This is a genomic window from Mucilaginibacter straminoryzae (assembly GCF_022953055.1).
In the GTDB taxonomy this organism is placed as follows: Bacteria; Bacteroidota; Bacteroidia; order Sphingobacteriales; family Sphingobacteriaceae; genus Mucilaginibacter; species Mucilaginibacter straminoryzae.
Genome location: NZ_JALJEJ010000008.1, coordinates 185,687 through 206,583, shown reverse-complemented (window position 1 = coordinate 206,583; position 20,897 = coordinate 185,687). Strand labels below are relative to the sequence as shown.

At 43.1% G+C, this 20,897-nt stretch carries 10 protein-coding genes; all 10 read left to right on the top strand.

Annotated features, from left to right (window positions below; all coding sequences use genetic code 11):
* Window positions 1–457 precede the first annotated feature (457 nt).
* Complete coding sequence (locus tag MUY27_RS16200) at window positions 458–1,711, top strand: efflux RND transporter periplasmic adaptor subunit (RefSeq protein WP_245131718.1); 1,254 nt, start codon at window positions 458–460, stop codon at window positions 1,709–1,711.
* Window positions 1,712–1,794: 83 nt separating this feature from the next.
* Window positions 1,795–2,472, top strand: a complete 678-nt coding sequence (locus MUY27_RS16195; RefSeq protein ID WP_245131715.1) for an ABC transporter ATP-binding protein — start codon at window positions 1,795–1,797, stop codon at window positions 2,470–2,472.
* Window positions 2,473–2,509: 37 nt separating this feature from the next.
* A complete protein-coding gene (locus MUY27_RS16190) occupies window positions 2,510–4,867 on the top strand; it encodes an ABC transporter permease (protein ID WP_245131713.1) in 2,358 nt (785 codons plus the stop codon).
* 41 nt (window positions 4,868–4,908) lie between these two features.
* Window positions 4,909–7,335, top strand: coding sequence for an ABC transporter permease (locus MUY27_RS16185; protein WP_245131711.1), 2,427 nt, complete (start codon window positions 4,909–4,911; stop codon window positions 7,333–7,335).
* A 23-nt stretch (window positions 7,336–7,358) separates the two neighbouring features.
* Entirely contained in the window at window positions 7,359–9,782 is a 2,424-nt protein-coding gene (locus tag MUY27_RS16180) for an ABC transporter permease (RefSeq protein ID WP_245131708.1), read from the top strand.
* Window positions 9,783–9,795: 13 nt separating this feature from the next.
* On the top strand, window positions 9,796–12,225 hold the full coding sequence (locus MUY27_RS16175; protein ID WP_245131707.1) for an ABC transporter permease: 2,430 nt from the start codon (window positions 9,796–9,798) through the stop codon (window positions 12,223–12,225).
* Between the two features lie 86 nt (window positions 12,226–12,311).
* Window positions 12,312–13,349, top strand: coding sequence for a DUF4097 family beta strand repeat-containing protein (locus MUY27_RS16170; protein WP_245131705.1), 1,038 nt, complete (start codon window positions 12,312–12,314; stop codon window positions 13,347–13,349).
* Window positions 13,350–13,549: 200 nt separating this feature from the next.
* Entirely contained in the window at window positions 13,550–15,967 is a 2,418-nt protein-coding gene (locus MUY27_RS16165; RefSeq protein ID WP_245131703.1) for an ABC transporter permease, read from the top strand.
* A gap of 63 nt (window positions 15,968–16,030) precedes the next feature.
* Window positions 16,031–18,463 (top strand): ABC transporter permease, encoded by a 2,433-nt coding sequence (locus tag MUY27_RS16160; RefSeq protein WP_245131702.1) that lies wholly within the window; start codon window positions 16,031–16,033, stop codon window positions 18,461–18,463.
* 19 nt (window positions 18,464–18,482) lie between these two features.
* The gene (locus tag MUY27_RS16155; protein ID WP_245131700.1) at window positions 18,483–20,849 is read left to right on the top strand and encodes an ABC transporter permease; all 2,367 of its coding nucleotides are present in this window, start codon (window positions 18,483–18,485) and stop codon (window positions 20,847–20,849) included.
* Window positions 20,850–20,897 lie beyond the last annotated feature (48 nt).

The following is a 20,897-nucleotide window of genomic DNA, read 5'->3' as shown; positions in this document are numbered from 1 at the left end:
ACAAGTAAATTACAATGAGATGGTGGATTTTTAAGAAAGTGTTAAGAAAAGAATGATTTTATGTTATAAAATTTTAATATTTATTAAAAAATAGTATTAAAAATATAATATTATTAATAAATATCAATAAATATAAGTTTTTCTAACCTGAGTATATTTATAATTACTTTAATAAAATGTTGGTATATCGTCCCAAAAGTCAATAAAAGCGTTAATTTTTTGATTTTTTTAAATTAATACGCATACCTATAAGGCATAAAAACAAATATGTTAATATTTAGACGTATCTAGTTCTCCCGTCACTTTCCCTGTTTCAAACAGATTGTATCAATTCCGAACAGTCCGTGTAACATAAGCGTACGGAACAATTAGTATTAATTGATAAAATGTATTGATAATCAGTGTTTTAACCTATGGCACATGTTTTTGCTATAGATTGTAAAATATTGTTACTACAGTGGACAGAAAAATTGAAAAAAAGAAATGGAATACTAAGCGTATCATGATGATCGCCGGTATAAGCGCTGTGGTGCTTCTGGTAGGCGGAAGCATACTGTTTACATCGGGTAAAAGCAAATTGAACGTTGATACCGAACGTATTACCATCAGTGAAATAAAGAAAGGCTCTTTCCAGGAGTTTATACCTGTAAACGGCATTGTAATGCCTATTACTACCATTTACCTTGATGCCAGTGAAGGCGGTAGGGTAGAGCAAAAGTTTGTGGAGGACGGCACGCAGATGAAAAAGGGGCAGCCCATTCTGAAGCTCTCTAATACAGACCTGGAGCTGAATCTGGCCAACCAGGAAACACAAGTATTTAATGTGTTAACCCAAATGCAGATATCCAGGGATAATGCGCGTCAGAACACGATCGGCAAGCTGAACCAGATGGCCGATGTAGATAATGCCCTGAAAGAAGCTGAGCGTATTTATAAGTTAGACAAACACCTGTACGAGGAAAAAGCCATCGGTTTACAGGAATATCAAAAAGCGCAGAACGATTACCAATACCAGGTGCATCGGAAGAAATTAACAACCCAAATCTTATCACAAGATACAACCTCTACCCAGCAGCAAGCCTCTCAGATGAAAGAATCTTACGATCATATGAAGGCTACCTTAGAACTCATGCGTAAAAAAGTGGGCGACCTGATCGTCCGCGCACCGATAGACGGGCAGCTTACTTCTATGGATGCAGAAATTGGTCAGAACAAAAATAAGGGCGAACGTTTAGGGCAGATCGACGTCTTGTCTGGCTACAAAGTGCGTGTAGATATCGACGAACATTACATTACCCGCATTTTTAACGGCCTGATGGGGGATTTCATTTTGGGCGATAAAACCTATAAATTAAAGATTACCAAAATATTCACCCAGGTAAGTAATGGCCGTTTTCAGGTGGATATGCAGTTTGTAGGCACGGTGCCCAATACCATACGTCGCGGGCAGACATTGCAGATCAGACTGGCACTAAGTGATGAAACGCAGGCGTTGCTGATCCCTAAAGGCGGATTTTATCAGCAAACCGGTGGTAACTGGATATTTAAGCTAAGTGATGACGGCAAAACGGCCTTCCGTGCAGACATACAGCTCGGTCGTCAGAATCCGGATTATTACGAAGTGTTACAAGGCCTGAAGCCGGGCGATAAAGTAGTAACATCCAGCTACGATAATTATGGCGATATGCAGGAACTGGTGCTTAAAAAGTAACAGGTAGCAGTACAAGGTAATAAACAGATATTAATAGAAACACTCACCATTAACAAGATAAGCCCGCAGGGCAAGGAGGCACAATGATAAAGATCACCGATATGGAAAAATACTACCGCACTGAAGAGGTAGAAACAATTGCACTGAATAAATTAAGCATGGAAGTAAAAGAAGGGGAATTTGTAGCCATTATGGGCCCTTCTGGTTGCGGTAAATCTACCTTGCTGAACATACTCGGTATGCTTGACGACCCTGACGCCGGTAGTTATCTGTTCAATGGAACAGAAGTAGCCAACGTTGGCGAACGTAAACGGGCCGATCTGCGGAAGCATAATATCGGTTTTGTGTTCCAGAGCTTCAACCTGATTGACGAACTAACCGTTTATGAAAACGTTGAACTTCCATTAATATATACAGGTGTAGCTTCTTCAGATCGAGTGAAACGTGTAGAAGAGGTATTGGAGAAGATGCAGATAATGCACCGCCGCAACCATTACCCGCAGCAGTTATCGGGCGGTCAGCAGCAACGCGTTGCCATTGCACGCGCGGTGGTGAATAAACCCAAATTGATCCTTGCGGATGAGCCTACCGGTAACCTGGACAGCAGCAACGGTAACGAAGTAATGGAACTGCTTACTGATCTGAACGAGCAAGGCACAACAATCATTATGGTTACCCACTCGGAGCATGATGCCCGTTACAGTCACCGGATCATCCGCCTGCTGGACGGGCAAACCGTGATGGAAAACATCATGATATAGTTAACAGATAGTCGCCAACTTAAATACAGCCTTTGCCATGTTCAAAAACTACCTTAAAATAGCCTGGAGAAACCTTGTGAAAAATAAGGCATTCTCATTTATCAACATTGCCGGTTTGGCAATCGGTATGGCCAGTGCGGCGCTCATCCTTTTATGGGTGCAGAATGAGGTAAGCTACGATCAGTTTCACTCAAAGAAAGACCGTTTATATAAGGTATACAACAGATCGGTTTTTGATGGTAAATTACATTGCTGGGCCAGCACCCCGAAACCATTGGCCAGCACCATGCGTACCGAATATCCGCAAGTGGAAGATGCTGTATTCATCAGTGATAATAACTTTCTTTTTACCGCTGGCGATAACAAACTAAAGGCAGACGGTTATTTTACCGATTCGCAGTTTTTAACCATGTTCGATTTTCCTTTAGCAGAAGGAAACGCCAAACAGGCATTAAGCGGCATATACAATATCGTGCTGACCCAAAAGATGGCTAAACGGCTTTTTGGCAATGCAGATGCGATGGGTAAAACGGTACGGGTAGACAGTACTGCTAATTTTACGGTTACCGGCGTTTTAAAAGATCTGCCTAACAATACAGCGTTTAAGTTTGACTACCTGGTACCCAGAGCTTATATGCACAAACTGGGCTGGGAAGATCCATATTGGGGAGATAACTCTGTTACGTCGTTTGTGCTGTTAAAACCTGGCGTATCACTCGCTTCTATGAACGCACAGTTAAAGAACTTCACCAGGAAGCATTCAAACGGCCACGAAGATGTTGATGTTTTTCTTTATCCTTTAGATAAATGGCGCTTGTACAACAAGTTTGAAAACGGTAAACCCGTAGGCGGCATGATCACCTACGTGCGTATGTTCAGTATTATCGCGGCATTTATCTTACTTATCGCGTGTATTAATTTCATGAACCTCAGCACTGCCCGCAGCGAAAAGCGCGCGAAAGAAGTCGGCATCCGCAAGGTGGCCGGTGCAGGTAAACAATTGTTGGTTGGCCAGTTTTTAGGCGAATCTGTCCTGATTGCATTGATCGCCGGTGTGTTTGCTTTTATTTTAGTGCTACTTAGCCTGCCTGCCTTCAATCAGTTAACCAGCAAGGAATTGGCTATTCCTTATGCCAGTGGAGGCTTCTGGTTAATAACTATGTTTTTCATTGTGCTTACCGGAGTTATTGCAGGCAGCTACCCGGCTTTTTATTTATCGTCATTTAAGCCAATCAAAGTTTTAAAGGGGACGTTCAAGGCATCTAATGCCCTGGTTACGCCACGCAAAGTGTTGGTAGTAACGCAATTTACCTTTGCTATTGTGCTAATCATCTGCACTATTGTAGTAAAGCACCAGATCAATTATGCACAAAACCGTGATATCGGTTATAAGCGCGATAACCTGGTTTTCACCCTGATGGAAGGTGAGGTGCAGAAGCATGCAGATGCCATAAAAAATGAGTTGCTCAGTAGCGGTGCGGCAATATCGGTTACTAAAACCAGTTCGCCGATAACACAGAGCTGGAGCGATAGCTGGGGTTATAGCTGGAAGGGTAAAGACCCTGACAAAAAGCTGGATTTTAACAGTTTTACGGTAGACGATGGCTTTACCCGAACCTTGGGTTTAAAAATGGTAGAAGGGCGGGATATAGATGTAAAAACCTACCCGACTGATTCGCTTGCATTGATTGTTAACCAGTCTGCTGCGAAGGTATTAGGCTTTAAAGACCCTATTGGCCAAACGGTCAAGTATAATAACATGAACTGGCATATTGTAGGGGTTGTAAATGATTTTATCATGGAGTCGCCTTATCAGTCCGTTGCTCCGATGATGGTACATGGACCTAAAGGATGGTTTAACTTCATTCACTTCAAATTGAATCCTGCTAATTCTACAGCAGAAAACCTTAAAAAAGCAGAAGAAATTTTCAAAAAATACAATCCGGATTATCCTGTAGATATCAAATTTGCAGATGAGGATTACGGCAAAAAGTTCAAGTCGGAACAATTGATCGGTAAATTGGCCTCGCTGTTCGCCGGCCTTACCATCTTTATATCCTGCCTCGGTTTGTTTGGCCTGGCTACTTATATGGCGCAGAACCGTATCAAAGAGATTGGTATACGTAAAGTGCTTGGCGCCTCGGTAACCAGTATCGCCACGCTTTTATCAACAGATTTCCTGAAACTGGTTATCGTTTCATTTCTGATTGCGACACCTATTGCGTGGTATAGTATGTCTGAATGGCTGGAGGGCTATCAATACCGTGTACACCTGCAGATTTGGGTGTTTTTACTGGCAGCGGTTTTTACATCGGTGATTGCACTCTTAACCATCAGCTTCCAGGCCATAAAAGCGGCTGTATCAAATCCGGTTAAAAGCCTGCGCAGCGAATAATGCGATATATCAGTTCATTATTTAATTAAACATCTAAGGTTATGTTTAGAAACTACATTAAAACAGCTTTCAGGAGCCTGAAGAAGAATAAAGGCTTTACCTTCATAAATGTGTTCGGGTTGGCGCTGGGGCTGGCTGTTTGTTTGCTTATCGTATTTTACGTAGTAGACGAACTGGGTTACGATCGGTACAACACCAAAGCAGACCGGATCTATCGTCTGAACAATGATATTAAGTTTGGCGGTCACGAAGACTCCTATGCTGTAATACCGGCGCCTACTGCCGCTGCGTTGGTAAGCGAATTTCCGGAAGTGGAAAATGCGGCCCGTTTTCGGCAAACTGGAAGTTTCCGGGTAAAAAAAGGCAGCCAGAATATACAGGAAGACAAAGTTACTTTTGCCGACCCGGCCATCTTTAACATCTTCACCCTGCCTTTTGTCGATGGTTCTGCCACTGATGCACTGAAGGCGCCACATACCGCGGTAATTAATGAAACGCTGGCCAAAAAGTATTTCGGCCGTACTGATGTGGTAGGCAAAACGCTGGTGCTTAACGATACAGAGAATTATAAAATTACCGGGGTAATCAAAGATATTCCAAGGCAGTCGCACTTTAGGTTTGATCTGTTCCTTTCGATGGAAACCCTGGCCGAAAGTAAACAAACTACCTGGTTAAGCAACAACTTTCAAACCTACATGCTGCTGAAGCCGGGTGCAAATATCAAAACGGTTGAGAGTAAGTTCTCCGATCTGATTAACAGACATTCGAGTGCGGAGTTACAGCAGTTTCTGCATATGAGTATGAGCGACCTGGAAAAGCAGGGGAACTATTTTCGTTTCAGCGTGACGCCGTTAACAGATATCCACCTTAAATCTAACCGTGTGGCAGAGATGGGCGAGAACGGCAACATCCAATATGTATACATCTTTTCTGCAATAGCCATATTCATCCTGTTTATTGCTTGTGTTAATTTTATGAACCTGTCTACTGCCCGCTCGGCAAACCGTGCGCGTGAAGTAGGGGTACGCAAAGTGTTGGGCTCGGCAAGAAAAGACCTTGTATTTCAGTTCCTGACAGAGTCTATACTCATCACCCTGGTAGCGACTTTGATTGCTGCCGTAGCTGCATGGCTATCCCTGCCCTTGTTTAATCAAATGGCTGGCAAGGAAATGAGCATCACGCTGAAAGCCTTAACCTGGTTATTACCTACACTTATTTTTATTGTTGTTTTTGTGGGATGCCTGGCGGGTTCGTACCCGGCTTTTTTCCTTTCCGGTTTTCAACCGATAGCGGTATTAAAGGGTAAACTTTCCGGTGGATTTAAGAACGGGAATTTGAGAAGCGCTTTGGTGATCTTCCAGTTCTTCATCTCCATTTTCCTGATTATCGGTACCCTTGCCATTTACAACCAGCTGAAATATATCCAGAACAAAGATTTAGGCTTTAACCGCGAACAGGTTTTAGTGATCAAGCATGCATGGATTCTCGGTAATCAGACAGAAACATTTAAGCAGGAAATAAAGCAACTTCCGGGAGTTACCAATGCTTCCTTAACAGGTTATACGCCTACTGGGGGAAACAGAAACAGCAGTACTATTTATACCTCGCCTGTTTTTGATTTGAAAAATGCTTTAAACGGTCAGGTTTGGACTGTTGATGCGGACTACCTGCCTACAATGGGGATGCACCTTGCGGCCGGTCGGAACTTTTCTAAAGAGATGGCGACAGATTCCACATCGCTTATTTTAAATGAGTCGGCCATTAAATTACTGAACGGAAAAAGTAACCTGAACCAATTTCTTTACAAGCCGCTCGATGACCAAATGAAAAAGATTGGAAAGTATAAGATCATCGGTATTGTTAAAGATTTCAATTTCAACAGTCTTAGGGAGAACGTAACGCCGCTCATTCTTACCTATGGTAAAGACCAGGGTGCGCTTAACGTGCGGGTAAGTACCAAAGATGTAAAAGGAGTATTAGCCCAGATAGAGCGTAAATGGAAAGAGCTTTCGCCCAACCAGTCTTTCTCTTTCTCTTTTATGGATCAGGATTTTGATGCGATTTATCGTAGCGAGCAGCGTGTAGGCAGTATCTGCGTAGCGTTCACCACTTTCGCAATCATTATTGCCTGCTTGGGTTTGTTTGGCCTGGCTGCCTATGCGGCAGAACAACGTAACAAGGAAATCGGTATCCGCAAGGTGTTGGGTGCAGGCGTAACTTCTATTGTTACCATGCTTTCCAAAGATTTCATCAAGTTGGTATTCATTGCCATTTTACTGGCTGCCCCGCTGGCCTGGTGGTTTATGCAGCGGTTCTTCCTGGAGAGTTATGCTTACCGACAAAACATCCAGTGGTGGGTAGTAGTGGTGGCCGCCTCGGGTGCGGTGCTTATTGCCTTTGTTACCATTAGTTTTCAATCTATTAAGGCGGCGCTGATCAACCCGGTGAAGAGTTTACGCAGCGAGTAAAGGCGAACTTAAAAACGTAAGCGATGTTCAGAAATTATCTCAAGACGGCTATCAGGAGCCTGGCAAAAAATAAAAGCTTTACGCTCATTAATGTGCTTGGCCTGGCCCTTGGCCTTACGGCTTGCTTGCTTATTGTTTTATATGTGATAGACGAATTAAGCTACGATCGGTATAATGATAAAGCGAGTCGTATCTATCGGGTAAACGAAGACCTAAAGTTAGGGGGTAACCGCATGCAGTATGCGGTTTGCATGCCGCCGTTGGCGAAAGCACTTACAACGGATTTTCCAGAAGTTGAAGACGCGGTACGTATAAAAAATGCCGGGAGCATGCACGTGAAGAAGGGCACCGAAAACATTATGGAAAAGAGCGTGGCGTTTGCAGATCCTTCTTTGTTTAATGTTTTTACACTGCCAATGATTAATGGTAATGCCTCGAATGCGCTTGCAGAACCTAATAGCATCGTCATGACGGAATCTGCCGCTATAAAATACTTTAACAGCACTAATGTAGTAGGGAAACCGATCATTATAGATGATAAAGGCGGATACAAAGTCACCGGTGTAATAAAAGATATCCCGCAGACATCACACTTTAATTTCGACTTCTTTATCTCCATGTCTTCTTTTCCCGATAGCCGGTCAGACAGGTGGTTGCGCAGCGATTATAACACGTATGTATTGTTAAAGCCAGGCGCCGATCCGAAACGTTTCGAGGCAAAATTTCCGGGCTTATTAAGAAAGTATTCTTCGTCGCAGATGCAAAACGAATTGCATATCAGTTTAGATCAGTTTGAAAAGGGTGGAAGTTTTTTCAAGCTTAACCTGATCCCTTTGACTGATATCCATCTTAAATCAAGCATGATCGGCGAGTTAGGGGCGAATTCTACAACAGAGTATATTTATATCTTTTCTGCTATCGGGCTGTTCATACTTATCATCGCTTGTGTCAATTTCATGAACCTGTCAACTGCCAGGTCTGCCAACCGCGCTAAAGAAGTTGGCGTTCGTAAGGTGTTAGGCTCGTCACGCGGACGCCTGATCCTGCAATTCCTTTCAGAATCAATATTAATCACCTTTGCAGCCGTTGTAATCGCTTTAACAGCCGCCTTATTTCTTTTGCCGCAGTTTAACCAGCTTTCGGGCAAGCAGATAGGGTTCAACAGTCACACGCTAATTTGGCTTGCCCCGGTATCCTTATTTATTATTGCTGTTGTTGGGTTGCTTGCAGGTACCTATCCGGCATTTTTCCTGTCTGCGTTTGAACCCGTGCATGTACTTAAAGGAAAGCTTAGAACCGGACTAAAAGGCGGAGGTCTGCGCAGTTTCTTAGTGGTGTTACAGTTTTGTATATCCGTTTTTTTAATAATCGGTACGCTCGTGGTGTATAATCAGCTACGTTATATTCAAAACAGGGATTTGGGGTACGACAGGAATCAGGTTTTGGTGATTAAGAACACTTATGAGTTGAATAAACAGGCAGCAACGTTTAAACAGCAAATTAAACAGCTGCCGGGAGTAATAGATGCTACCTTGTCTGGCTTTACACCAACATCCAGCGGCAGGCGCACTTCCATCTTCAATAAAGAAGCCTCCCTGACAGACCAAAGCAAATCTATCTTTCCACAGAGCTGGTATGTAGATGAGGATTATATCCCTACAATGGGAATGAAATTGAAGGCCGGCAGAAACTTTAGCCTGCAAATGGGTACTGATTCTACAGGCTTGATTATCAACGAAACCGCCGCCAAATTTTTAGGATTTAAAGATCCGATAGGAAAAAACCTTTACCAGTTTGACGACCCGAAGTTTAAAAAGGTAGTTACTTATCAAATCGTTGGTGTTATTAAAGACTTCAACTTCAGTTCCCTCCGCCAGAATATCAGCCCTGTTATTTTCCAGTTAAGGCAAGATGCGGGTCTTTTAAGTGTACGTGTTAAAACCAAAGATATCCCTGCCCTGATCAGTCAGATCAAGACGATGTGGCACTCGCTTACGCCTGCCGATTTTGATTATACGTTTATGGATGAAGAGTTTGCCGCAAGCTATCATAAAGAGCAACAGACCGGCACCATCTTCCTGATCTTTACTTCCCTGGCAATAATTATTGCATGCCTTGGCTTGTTCGGGCTGGCAGCTTATGCTGCAGAGCAACGCACCAAAGAGATAGGTATACGCAAGGTATTAGGCGCGGATGTATCAACCATTGTGGCCATGTTGTCTAAGGATTTTATTAAACTGGTGTTTATAGCCATTGTTATTGCAGGCCCGCTCGCGTGGTTTGCGATGCAAAAATGGTTACAGGGATTTGCCTATCGACAGGCGATACCTTGGTGGGTAGTAGCAGTTGCCGGTGGTGGCGCTTTGGTGATCGCCTTCATGACCATCAGTTTTCAATCGGTAAAAGCGGCTCTAACTAATCCCGTGGAAAGTTTAAAAAGCGAATAAATCAACTGTCTTTATGCTGATTAATTATCTTAAAATAGCCATTAGAAGTTTCAGGAGAAATTTAGTTGTTTCTGTAATTAACGTAACCGGGCTGGCCATTGGCATTAGCGCAGCGCTGGTAATTTACCTGATCGTGCATCACGATTTTAGCTACGAAAATTTCAGGAAGGATAAGGACCGCATTTACCGGATCGTATCGATAATGCATTTCCCTAACCAGGATTTTAAAAACTCTGGCGTGCCATTTCCTTTACAAAAAGCAGCGCGGACAGAGCTTTCCGGAGCAGAACAGGTGGCACCTGTCACAGTGATGTATCCAATGAAGGTGAGCATCCCGCTGGCGGGAAATAATTTTAAGAAATTCAAAAAGCAGCCCGATGTAGTTTACACAGATGATAGCTTTTTTCGGTTATTTGAAACAAAATGGCTCGCCGGTTCCCTTTCCTCATTAACCCAGCCTTTTAATGTTGTACTAACAGAAAGCCGGGCTAAGGCTTATTTTGATATCAAAGCCCCGCAGGAAGCGATAGGCCGGGTAGTGGTTTATAACGATTCGATCAAAACTACGGTTTCGGGCATTGTTGCAGACCCGCCGGTTAATACCGATTTTAATTTTAAAGATTTTATTTCCTTATCCACTGGGGATAACGCAGATACGCAGTTCAAGAACTGGAATGTATGGAATAACATCGATTCCCAAAATCAATTATTTTTTAAAGCAAGCCCCGCCACTACAACGGCTTCACTGGAAAAACAGCTGAAGGAATTGCACGATAAGAATCTGAAAAACGATTTTTTAAAATCGCAATATCTCCTTCAACCTTTGTCTGATATACACTTTAACGCAGATTATCAGGTATTCGATCATCGTATTGCAAACAAGAGGACACTTTACGGCCTGCTGGTAGTGGCCGGGATATTGCTTTTACTTGCCTGCATTAATTTTGTTAACCTTACCACCGCGCATGCGGTTAACCGTGCGCGTGAAATTGGTATACGTAAAACATTAGGCAGCTCTTACCGTCAACTGATTGTGCAATTTTTAAGCGAAACCTTGGTGATTACTGCCACAGCGGCTTTGCTATCGTATCTGTTTGTGCCAATTCTCTTAAAGATCTTTGCAGATTTTATACCTCCGGATGTACATTTTAGTCCGCTGCAGCAACCGAACCTCATTGCGTTTACCATCATACTGATAGTGGTGGTAGGTCTGTTTGCCGGGCTTTACCCTGCGTTTGTGCTAGCGCGTTTCAATGCAGTTACGTCATTAAAAAAGCAGGTTTCAACCAATGGTAAAGGCAACGGCAAATCTGCACTGCGGCAAACGCTCACTATTTTTCAATTTACGGTAGCGCAGGTATTTATCGTTGCTACGCTGATTGTAAGCAAACAGATCCATTTTGTGCTGAATAAAGACCTCGGCTTCAAAAAAGACGGTATTGTAGCTATTGATCTGCCAGGCGACCAGCCCGTAGAAAAGCAACAGGTTTTGCTGCAGGCAGTAAAAAGTTTACCGCAGGTAGAACAGGCCGTGTTAGGTGGGCAGCCTCCGGCGCGCAACGGGTTCGCTACAACGGTTATCCAATACCGCTCGGGTAAAAAACTAGTAAATAATTCAACGGAAATTAAATATGCTGATGAGAATTATTTCAAAATGTATGGGCTGAAATTGGTAGCCGGAAAATACCTGTCGCCAAGCGATAGCATCCGGGGAATTATGATCAACGAAAGCTATTTACATTTATTAGGGTTCAAACAGCCCGATGAAGCTTTGGGGGCCAGGTTGAAAATACAAAACCGGACGGTACCGGTGGTAGGTGTACTGCGCGACTTTTATTTTTCGTCTCTGCACAATGCGATTAAACCTTTAGCTTACAGCGCTTCCACAAAAGGTGAATATTTTACGCTACATGTGAAGTTAAAACCCAATTCTGGGGATAGTTGGCATACTGCGTTAAGTAGTATTGAAAGTAGATGGCACAATATCTATGGCGACAAGGACTTTGATTACCAGTTTGTGGATGAAAGCATTGCCGGTTTTTATAAAGCGGAGCAAAATATATCACAGTTGTTAAATTGGGCTACAGGCTTATCTATATTTATTAGTTGCATGGGCTTGCTGGGGCTGGTTATGCATTCAACTTTACAGCGGACAAAAGAGATTGGTATCCGCAAGGTTTTAGGTGCTTCTGTTGCTGGCATTGTCGCGTTACTATCTGTAGATTTTCTTAAACTGATACTAATTGCTATTGTACTGGCTTCGCCTTTGGCCTGGCTTGCTACATCGCAGTGGCTACAGGGTTTTGCGTACAGGGCAACCGTGCCCTGGTGGCTTTTTGTGCTGTCGGGTGTGTTAGCTATTGGTGTGGCCTTTGTAACTATTTCATTTAACGCGGTTAAGGCTGCTTTAACTAATCCGGTAAAAAGTTTACGCAGTGAATAGTACTAAGTATTTTTAGGATATATTTTTAAAATAGAGCTGAAGCATCAAGAAAAAAATGTGTATTTTGGTATATCAACCATTATTACATGAAAAGCTGCTTCGGCTTTCTTTTTTTTCTGCTATTCCCGCTATTTGTGCTCGCCCAGGTAAACTGGGCCAATGAGCCCGTTATACTCAAAGAAATTAAGGGTGAAGCTATCAAAAGTGTGTCGGTTAAAACGCTTTATGGCAATATCACCGTTATTGGCACATCTGCACGGCCAAGCATAGAGGTGTATGTAGACGCGATTAATGAATCTACTGCTTCAAAAGAAGAGTTAAAGCAACTGGTTAAGCAGGATTATACGATTGATATGGTGGTTAAGAACCATCAGCTGATGGTGACGGCAAGTTGTAAACTGGGCGAAGCCAACTGGAAAAAAGCTTTAAGTATTTCGTTTAAAATATTTGTCCCTAAAAGTGTTACCTGCGATCTGAAGTCGAAAATCGGGATGATCACCCTGGTTAAGCTTGATGGTAACCAAACTTTTGCTACCAACGGCGCCATTAAGCTTGATGCTGTAAACGGGAATGTCAAGGGTCAAAGCGAGGGCGGCACGGTTAATATCGCTAATTCGGGTTCGGATATAGACATTAATACCAAGGCTGGTGATATTATTGCCGTGGACTGTAAAGGCAAGTTAAACATCCGTACAGGAGGTGGCGACATTAACCTGAGCCGGTTAAAGGGGACTATCGAAGCGAGTACTGCCGCCGGTCGCATCGAAGGGGATGAAGTGGACGGTGATTTGAAAATTCAGACAAATTCTGGCAACGTCACCTTAAAACGAATGTCGGGCCACTTGGTTGCAACAGTAGGCGGAGGTAATGTGAACGCCGAACTCGACAAGGCCTGTAAATCAGTAAAAATTAATATCAACGCCGGCGATGCCAATATTTCTCTGGCATCTAAACAGGGTTTTAACCTAAACCTCGAGGGGAAGAGTGTAACCGCCAGCGACATGCCTTCAAAAAAGTTTAACGGTAATAATGATAGCCAGCGTATCAATGGCGCCATTTATGGTGGCGGCATACCTGTTGACGTGCATACTGCTACGGGTAAGGTTAATCTTAAATTCATTTAAGCGTTCCTCTACTTACCTTTTGTTGCCTTGTTTTTTGTATCGAAACCGAACGGTTTTTGTTATGTTAACGAACAGTGGAAAATCTTTCACTTTGTTTAAGTTATTGTATTACAGTGCTTTGTGTATTTGGTATGGAAATGAATTAGTAAGGGTACAACACTGTCCGGTAATTCAGCACCGGAAGCTAAGCTTTAACTACTATGTTTAAAAATTACATTAAGACCGCGTGGCGTAACTTACTAAAGGGCAAGGTATTCAACGGGTTGAATATCCTGGGCCTGGCCGTGGCTATTGCAAGTTCTGCATTGCTGCTGTTAACCGTCCACTTCCAGTTCTCCTACGATAAGTTTCATAAAAACATAGATAATATTTACCAGCTTTATTTTAGTACCAACAGGGAAGGCGTAGTAGAAAAAACAGGTTCTATGCCCGTGCCTGTTACACCGGCAATTAAAGCCGAATACCCCGAGATAAAAAACATCAGCAGGCTGGAAGGTGGAGTTACAACGGTAGCTTATGGTGATAAGGAACTGGAAGAAAGCATCAACTTCGTCGATCAGGATTTCTTTAAGATATTCACTATCCCGGTAGCAGCAGGAAGCAAGACACCTTTAGTTTCACAGAACGAATTGGTGATTACCAAATACGTGGCAAAAGCGCTTTTTAATAACGCCGATCCGGTTGGTAAAATGGTTAGAATGAAGTTTGGCGAAGGTTATAAAAGCTTTATCGTCAGCTCTGTAATTGAAGACTTTCCCGAAAATTCGAGTATTAATGCCGATGGCTTTATCCGCTTCGAAAATACCCCCGGCTATCAGCAAAATCTAAAAGTTTGGGATAACCGTAATCATTCCGTATTTCTTTCACTTACCGATAACGCCGATCCGGCTGTTTTTGAATCTAAACTCGGCAAATTTGTAAAAGCGCATTTCAAAGAAGATCTAAATAACCTGAAACGCGATGGTGCGAAGCCGGTTGCAAACGGCGACTTAATGTCGTTGAATTTAGCTTCGTTTAAGGATAACCATTTCAATACAGAAGTGGGTGGAGTAGAAGGTTACGCCGTCAACAAAACTTCGATCATCGGCTTATTGGTAATCGCGATATTTATCCTGATCATCGCCTGTATCAACTTCATTAACCTGGCGGTTGCGCGTTCCTTCACCCGGGCACGCGAAGTAGGCGTGCGTAAAACTTTAGGCGCCGGTAAGTGGGATCTGCTCAGCCAGTTCTGGACAGAAACCATTATGGTATGCCTGATTGCATTAGCTATTGGTATTGCGCTGGCCTCTGTTATTCTGCCTTATTTCAACGCTAATTTTAAAAGCACGATTAAATTAGGCATGCTGTTTCATCCGGCGCAACTGCTTACCCTGATCGGGCTATTTTTACTGATCACCGTGATCGCAGGTTTTTACCCGGCCTTGTTAATGATGCGGTACAAAACTGTCCAGGTGTTAAAGGGTTCTGTAAGCACGGCCAAACCGGGTAAAGTTCGTAATATCCTATTGGTTGTTCAGTTTTCCATCGCTACGCTGCTAACTATCTGCACGTTGATCACCAGACAGCAGATTAACTATGTACGTAATAAACCGCTTGGCTTTAACAAAAGCGAAGTACTGAGCATACCGATAGACCATGGCCTGAACGGGGCCCAGGCGCTGCAACTTTTCCGCAACCAGGTGGCCGGCGAAAAACAAATTGTAGGAGTTACCGGTGCCTACCGCAATTTAGGTTTAGGCAACGATGGATCTACGTTTACCTCCATCACCGGGTTCAATTATAAAGGTCACGAGATTAGGTCGCATATCTACAGCGTTAGCTATGATTACCTGAAGACACTGGATATTAAGCTGCTGGACGGCCGCGAGTTTTCAAAGGATTTTGCTTCAGATTCAAATGCGGTACTGGTAAACCAAAAAATGGCATCGCTGCTGCAGGTAAATAAGCCAGTCGGCACAATGGTTCCCTACGATGATAAACATCCAAAGAAAGTAATCGGGGTATTTGCAGATTATAACTTCCGCTCCCTTCACGATAAGATAGAACCGCTTACGCTGGTGATGGACAAAGAATTCCCGATCAACTATGTTTTTGTTCGCGTTCGTCCAAACAGCTTATCTGCCTCTTATGATTTTATCAAGGAGAAATGGCATCAAACTTTCCCTAATGCGGATTTCAATGCTTCCTGGTTAGAACAAAACACCGAAAAGCAATATCGTAACGAGCAACGGCTGGCCAATATCTTTAACAGCGCATCTATAATTGCCATCTTTATTTCCTGTATTGGCTTACTGGCCATGTCTGTCATGGTAATTCTACAACGGACCAAAGAAATAGGTATCCGCAAAGTTTTGGGGGCAAGTGTTTCACGCATTGTTTTGCTGGTGTCATCAGAGTTTATTACCCTGGTTATTGTTGCTGCTATAATTGCAATGCCAATAGCCTGGTGGCTGATGGACCAGTGGTTGCAAAACTTTGCCTACCGTGTTTCCATTCAATGGTGGGTGTTTGCACTGGCAACATTGCTGGCAGTAATTATTGCGGCTTTAACCATTAGTGTGCAAGCCATCCGCGCTGCTATTGCCAACCCGGTTAAAAGCATTAAAAGCGAATAATTTTTAAAAAGGCGATGGCATTTGTACTAATGCATAGCTACATCATCAGTAAAAAATAGATCTATGCTAAGTACTCATCTCAAAATAGCCACGCGCAACCTGCGCCGTAATTTTACATTCAGTGTGATTAATATTGCCGGTCTTGCGCTGGGTATCGGTATCTTTTTATTAATAGCCGAATACGTTTCTTTTGAATGGGGCTTCAACCGGTTCGCTTCCAATTATAAGAACATTTACCGGGCCTCTTTCTTTAACGGGAAAGAAGAAAAAGGTGATTATTATCTGCCGCCCGGCTATGCGGCAGCATTAAAAGAAAAACTGCCTGCAATTGAAGCTTATACCCGTATCGGCGAAAATCTTGGTGGCGGCGTAGCAGTTGTGCATCAGCAAAAAGCAGACGCAGGGCAAGCCTACCGCGAGGGTAATGTCTCTTTTGTGGATGGTAACTTCCTGCAGTTTTTTGGATGGAAATTAAAGGAAGGCAACGGTGTTTTAAATGCTGCGCAAACTGCGGCCATCTCTGCATCAACCGCAAAAAAATACTTTGGATTGAACCCAGCCGTTGGAAAGATCATTGAAATCAAGAACCAGTTTGGAAGTACGCTTTATACTATAACCGGTGTTTACGAGGATGTTCCGGCACAGTCTGATATTAAAGCCGACGTGCTGCTATCGTTCAAGACATTAGAGAACCCTGCTTTTAGAAATGGTAATGACTGGGCAGATCCGGTTAAACTCGAATCTGGTTATACTTATAATTTCTTTCAAATCAGACCCGGTACAGATCAAGCCGCTTTTGCAAAACTTGCGACACAAGTTACCAGACAGATTTTACCGGATGCAAAGGGCTTGAAGGTAGAATTACAGCCCTTGAAAGATATACACCTGGCGCCTTCTTTTAACTATCATTTTCAAACCTACGGCAGCCTTATTTATGTAGTTTCTTTTCTGGCAATTGCCATATTGATTACTGTAATTGCTTGGCTTAATTACATTAACCTGTCTACAGTACAGGCTTTAAGCAGGGCGAAAGAATCTGGCGTAAGGAAAGTGCTGGGCGCAACCCGTAGTCAGATCATCATACAGTTCCTTACAGAAACTGTTGTCCTCACGGTGATTAGCCTGCTGATCTCGGTGGCTTTTGTTACGCTTGTTCAGCCGTACTTTAATACTTTTCTTGAAAAGCCGCTATCCTTAAAATTATTGTTCGATAACTGGATCTGCGCCGGTGTTTGTTTAGTAGTTATCGCCGGTTGTTTGTTTTCAGGAATTTATGTAGCCACGATTCTGAGCGCTTTTTCGCCGTTAAAAACTATCCGCGGTGTAGCAAACCTTAAGCTTGGTGGTGTTTCCATACGTAAAGTGCTGGTGGTGTTTCAGTTTACAGCTTCTGTTATACTAATCATTACCACCATAACCCTGTACCGCCAGTTAAGATATATGCAAACGCAGGACTTAGGTCTTAGCCTGAAGCAGAAGGTGGTGATCACCGGTCCGTCTGTAATTAACAGTTCTGGTATCGACCAATCCGTTGCATTTGAAAACAGGGTAAAACAGCTGCCTTTTGTAGGAAAAATTGCGGCATCCAATAACGTACCCGGTCAGGGTTATAATTTTAGTGCGCAGGGTATTACCAAACTTGCACCGGCAGCAGGAGACGAAAAGAAATCATACTCGATGCTGATAGTAGATAACCAGTACTTTGATACCTATGATATTAAATTTAAGGAAGGGCGGGCCTTTACACCCGCCATGCTGATACACGGATGGCCCAAAACGCGTAAGGTGATTTTGAACGAAAGCGCGGCTAAGCAGTTGGGCTTTGCCAACGCGGAACAAGCTTTAGGGCAGAAGATCAATTGGGGGAAAGAGTTTGAGGTAGTGGGCGTTATTAAGGATTACCACCATTTATCGCTGCACCAGTTTATCCAGCCCATGATTTTCTTACCTGCTGTTGCAGATGGCTACTTCACCATAAAAATGAGCGCCGCGGATATGCAACAGCACATCAATCAGATCAAGAAGATCTATGAAGAGCTTTTCCCGGGCGAGCCATTTACGTTTTCATTTTTAGACGAGGTTTTTGATAAGCAGTACCGCACAGAGCAAAAAATGGGCTCGATATTTATGTCTGCTGCAGGCATAGCGGTATTTATTGCCGCAATGGGTTTATTTGGCTTGGCAGCGTTTACAGCTAAACAAAAAGTAAAGGAAATAGGGATACGGAAGGTACTTGGCGCTAACGTGCTTCATATTGTTCAGCTGATCTCGGCAGATTTTATTAAGCTGGTTCTGGTGTCAATAGTTATAGCGTCGCCAATCGCCTGGTTTGCCATGAATAAGTGGCTTCAGCAGTTTGCCTACAGAACCGGTATGTCCTGGTGGATATTCGTTGCAGGAGGCTCTCTGGCTGTGACTATAGCAACACTTACGGTTATGGTACAATCTTTAAGGGCAGCAAGCGCTAACCCGGTTAAAAGTTTAAGGAACGAATAACACGCTATAAACCTGTGTCATGATTAAAAACTATTTAAAAATAGCCTGGCGGACGTTATTAAGGCATAAGCTTTTTTCGTTCATCAACATCTTTGGCCTGGCTACAGGCATGGCTGTTTGTATATTAGCTTTAATTGATATAAAAACCGGCTATGAGTATGATAAGTTTCATAAGCATACAGAACGTACGTACCGGGTTATCACCGAACTTACAGGTCGTAATGGTGCAAAGGATTACTTCGCGAGTACTTCGTATCCCGTCGCGACGGATATTTTAAATAAATACCCTTTTATTGAAAACAGTGTGCGCGTGATACTCCGCCGCACTTCATTTGTGAAGTCTGGGGATGATTTACCGGTTACATTGAATTTTACAGAACCTTCATTTTTTAAAACATTCGGATTCAAAATATTAAGAGGAACCTATTCCAACCAGCCCCACGCCATCCTGATCACGCAAAAAACTGCGGAGAGATTTTTTGGTAAGGATGACGTTATCGGGATGATCATGCACCATAAAACCTACGGCGATCTTATTGTCACCGGTATTTTGCAGGATGTGAAGGAAAAGTCGCACTTGCAGTTTGATGGTATCGCTGCGATGGAAACGTTAACAACAAAATCGACAGCCAACAGCCCGTCTTTCGACACAGCAGACTGGACCAATCCCGGAAGTTGTTATACTTATATCACACTTAAATCAGGTGCATCAGTACAACAACTTAACAGGGTATTACAAAGTAATTCTGTAATTGCAACCCGGATGATCCCTGCTAATTCGGGTTTGAAAAGCATTGCGTTTTTAGCACAACCTTTTGCATCAATTACTCCTGCGCGCCATGATTATTATAATTCTGCTTATGGCCCTACCATGGCCCAGTTGGCTGCAGAGGGAAGCGTTGGCCTGGTAACTTTATTTCTTGCGGTATTCAATTACGTTAACTTAACATTGGCACGCGCCATCACGCGTTCCCGCGAAGTGGGTATCCGTAAGGTTATTGGAGCCAGGCGCTGGCAGTTAATATTGCAGTTTGTATCAGAGTCGGTGTTGTTATCCTTCTGTGCATTGGTTTTTTCGGCGGTGTTTATTCGCTCTATCTCAAATTTTAACTGGATTCCTAAAATACTCGAAGGCGCCCACTGGGATGGTACCATGTTTCTGTTGATCGCTCTGCTTGCATTATTTACGGGTATTGTAGCCGGATATTTGCCTGCACGGATTCTTTCTTCATTTAGCCCCGCGTTGGTGCTTAAAAGTCATACCGGCCAGCCGGTTGTGCAGCGGCTTACCATGCGTAAAATATTAATGGTGTTGCAATTCGTAGTTTCTATTGTTGGCGTGGTATTCATTATTGTCATGTACAGGCAGTCTGCCTATATGGCAAGGGCAGATTATGGGTTCAATCGTAAAAATATACTGAATGTTGAATTGCAGGGTGCTGACTATCGCCTGGCAGTTAGCGAATTATCCAAGCAACCAGGGGTTGAAGAAATTTCGGGAACTTCAACTGTATTAGGATTTAACGGGGGCGATATAAGCAGGGGGTATAGAACAGAAAAAGCGACCTCATTTCCAACAGAAGTTATTGCCGCCGATCAACATTTTATTACCACGATGGGCTTACATTTGACAGCTGGTAAAAACTTACTTGCAACGGATAGGGAAGTGCTGATCAATGAAACAGCGTCAAAATCATTCCATTTTAAAAATCCCGTGGAAGCAATAAACGAACTGGTGTGGATAAATGATAGTACGCAGGTACGTATTGCCGGTGTACTTAAAGATTTTCATTTTATGAGCATGCATTTTGAAATGATGCCACTGGTGATAAGAAACAGTCCGTCGCAATTCACTACACTTCAATTAAAAATAAATGAAGGCACAGATGCGGCGAAGCTGATAGAACAACTGTCCCAACGTTGGCGAAAAGTAAACTCAAAGGCCGCGCTATCTGCGGAGTGGTTTGACAAAATTTTGTACGAACATCACTTGCATGCAGAGGATCAGTTATTCCTTGCTATGTTTATTGGCCTGGCGCTTTCTATTGCCTGCCTCGGCCTGTTGGGTATGGTGACATATACGGCAGAAGTCAGGATCAAAGAAATAGGCATTAGAAAGGTAATGGGGGCAGGCGTGGGGCAAATTGTTTACCTGTTATCTTCTGATTTCGCCAAGCTGCTAATTATAGCTTCGGTAATTGCGGTACCCATCGGGATGGTTGCGGGTAATATTTTCTTAAGAAACTACGCTTACCACGTTAATATCGGGCCCTGGACGGTACTCATCACGTTGTTATTTCTGCTTTTGGCAGGCGGTCTTACTATTGGCTTAAAAGCTTTCAGGGCGGCAAGCGCTAACCCGGTTAAAAGTTTAAGGAACGAATAAATAAACCGATGGATGCAACTTATTGGATAAAAGTTGCGTCTGATGTGA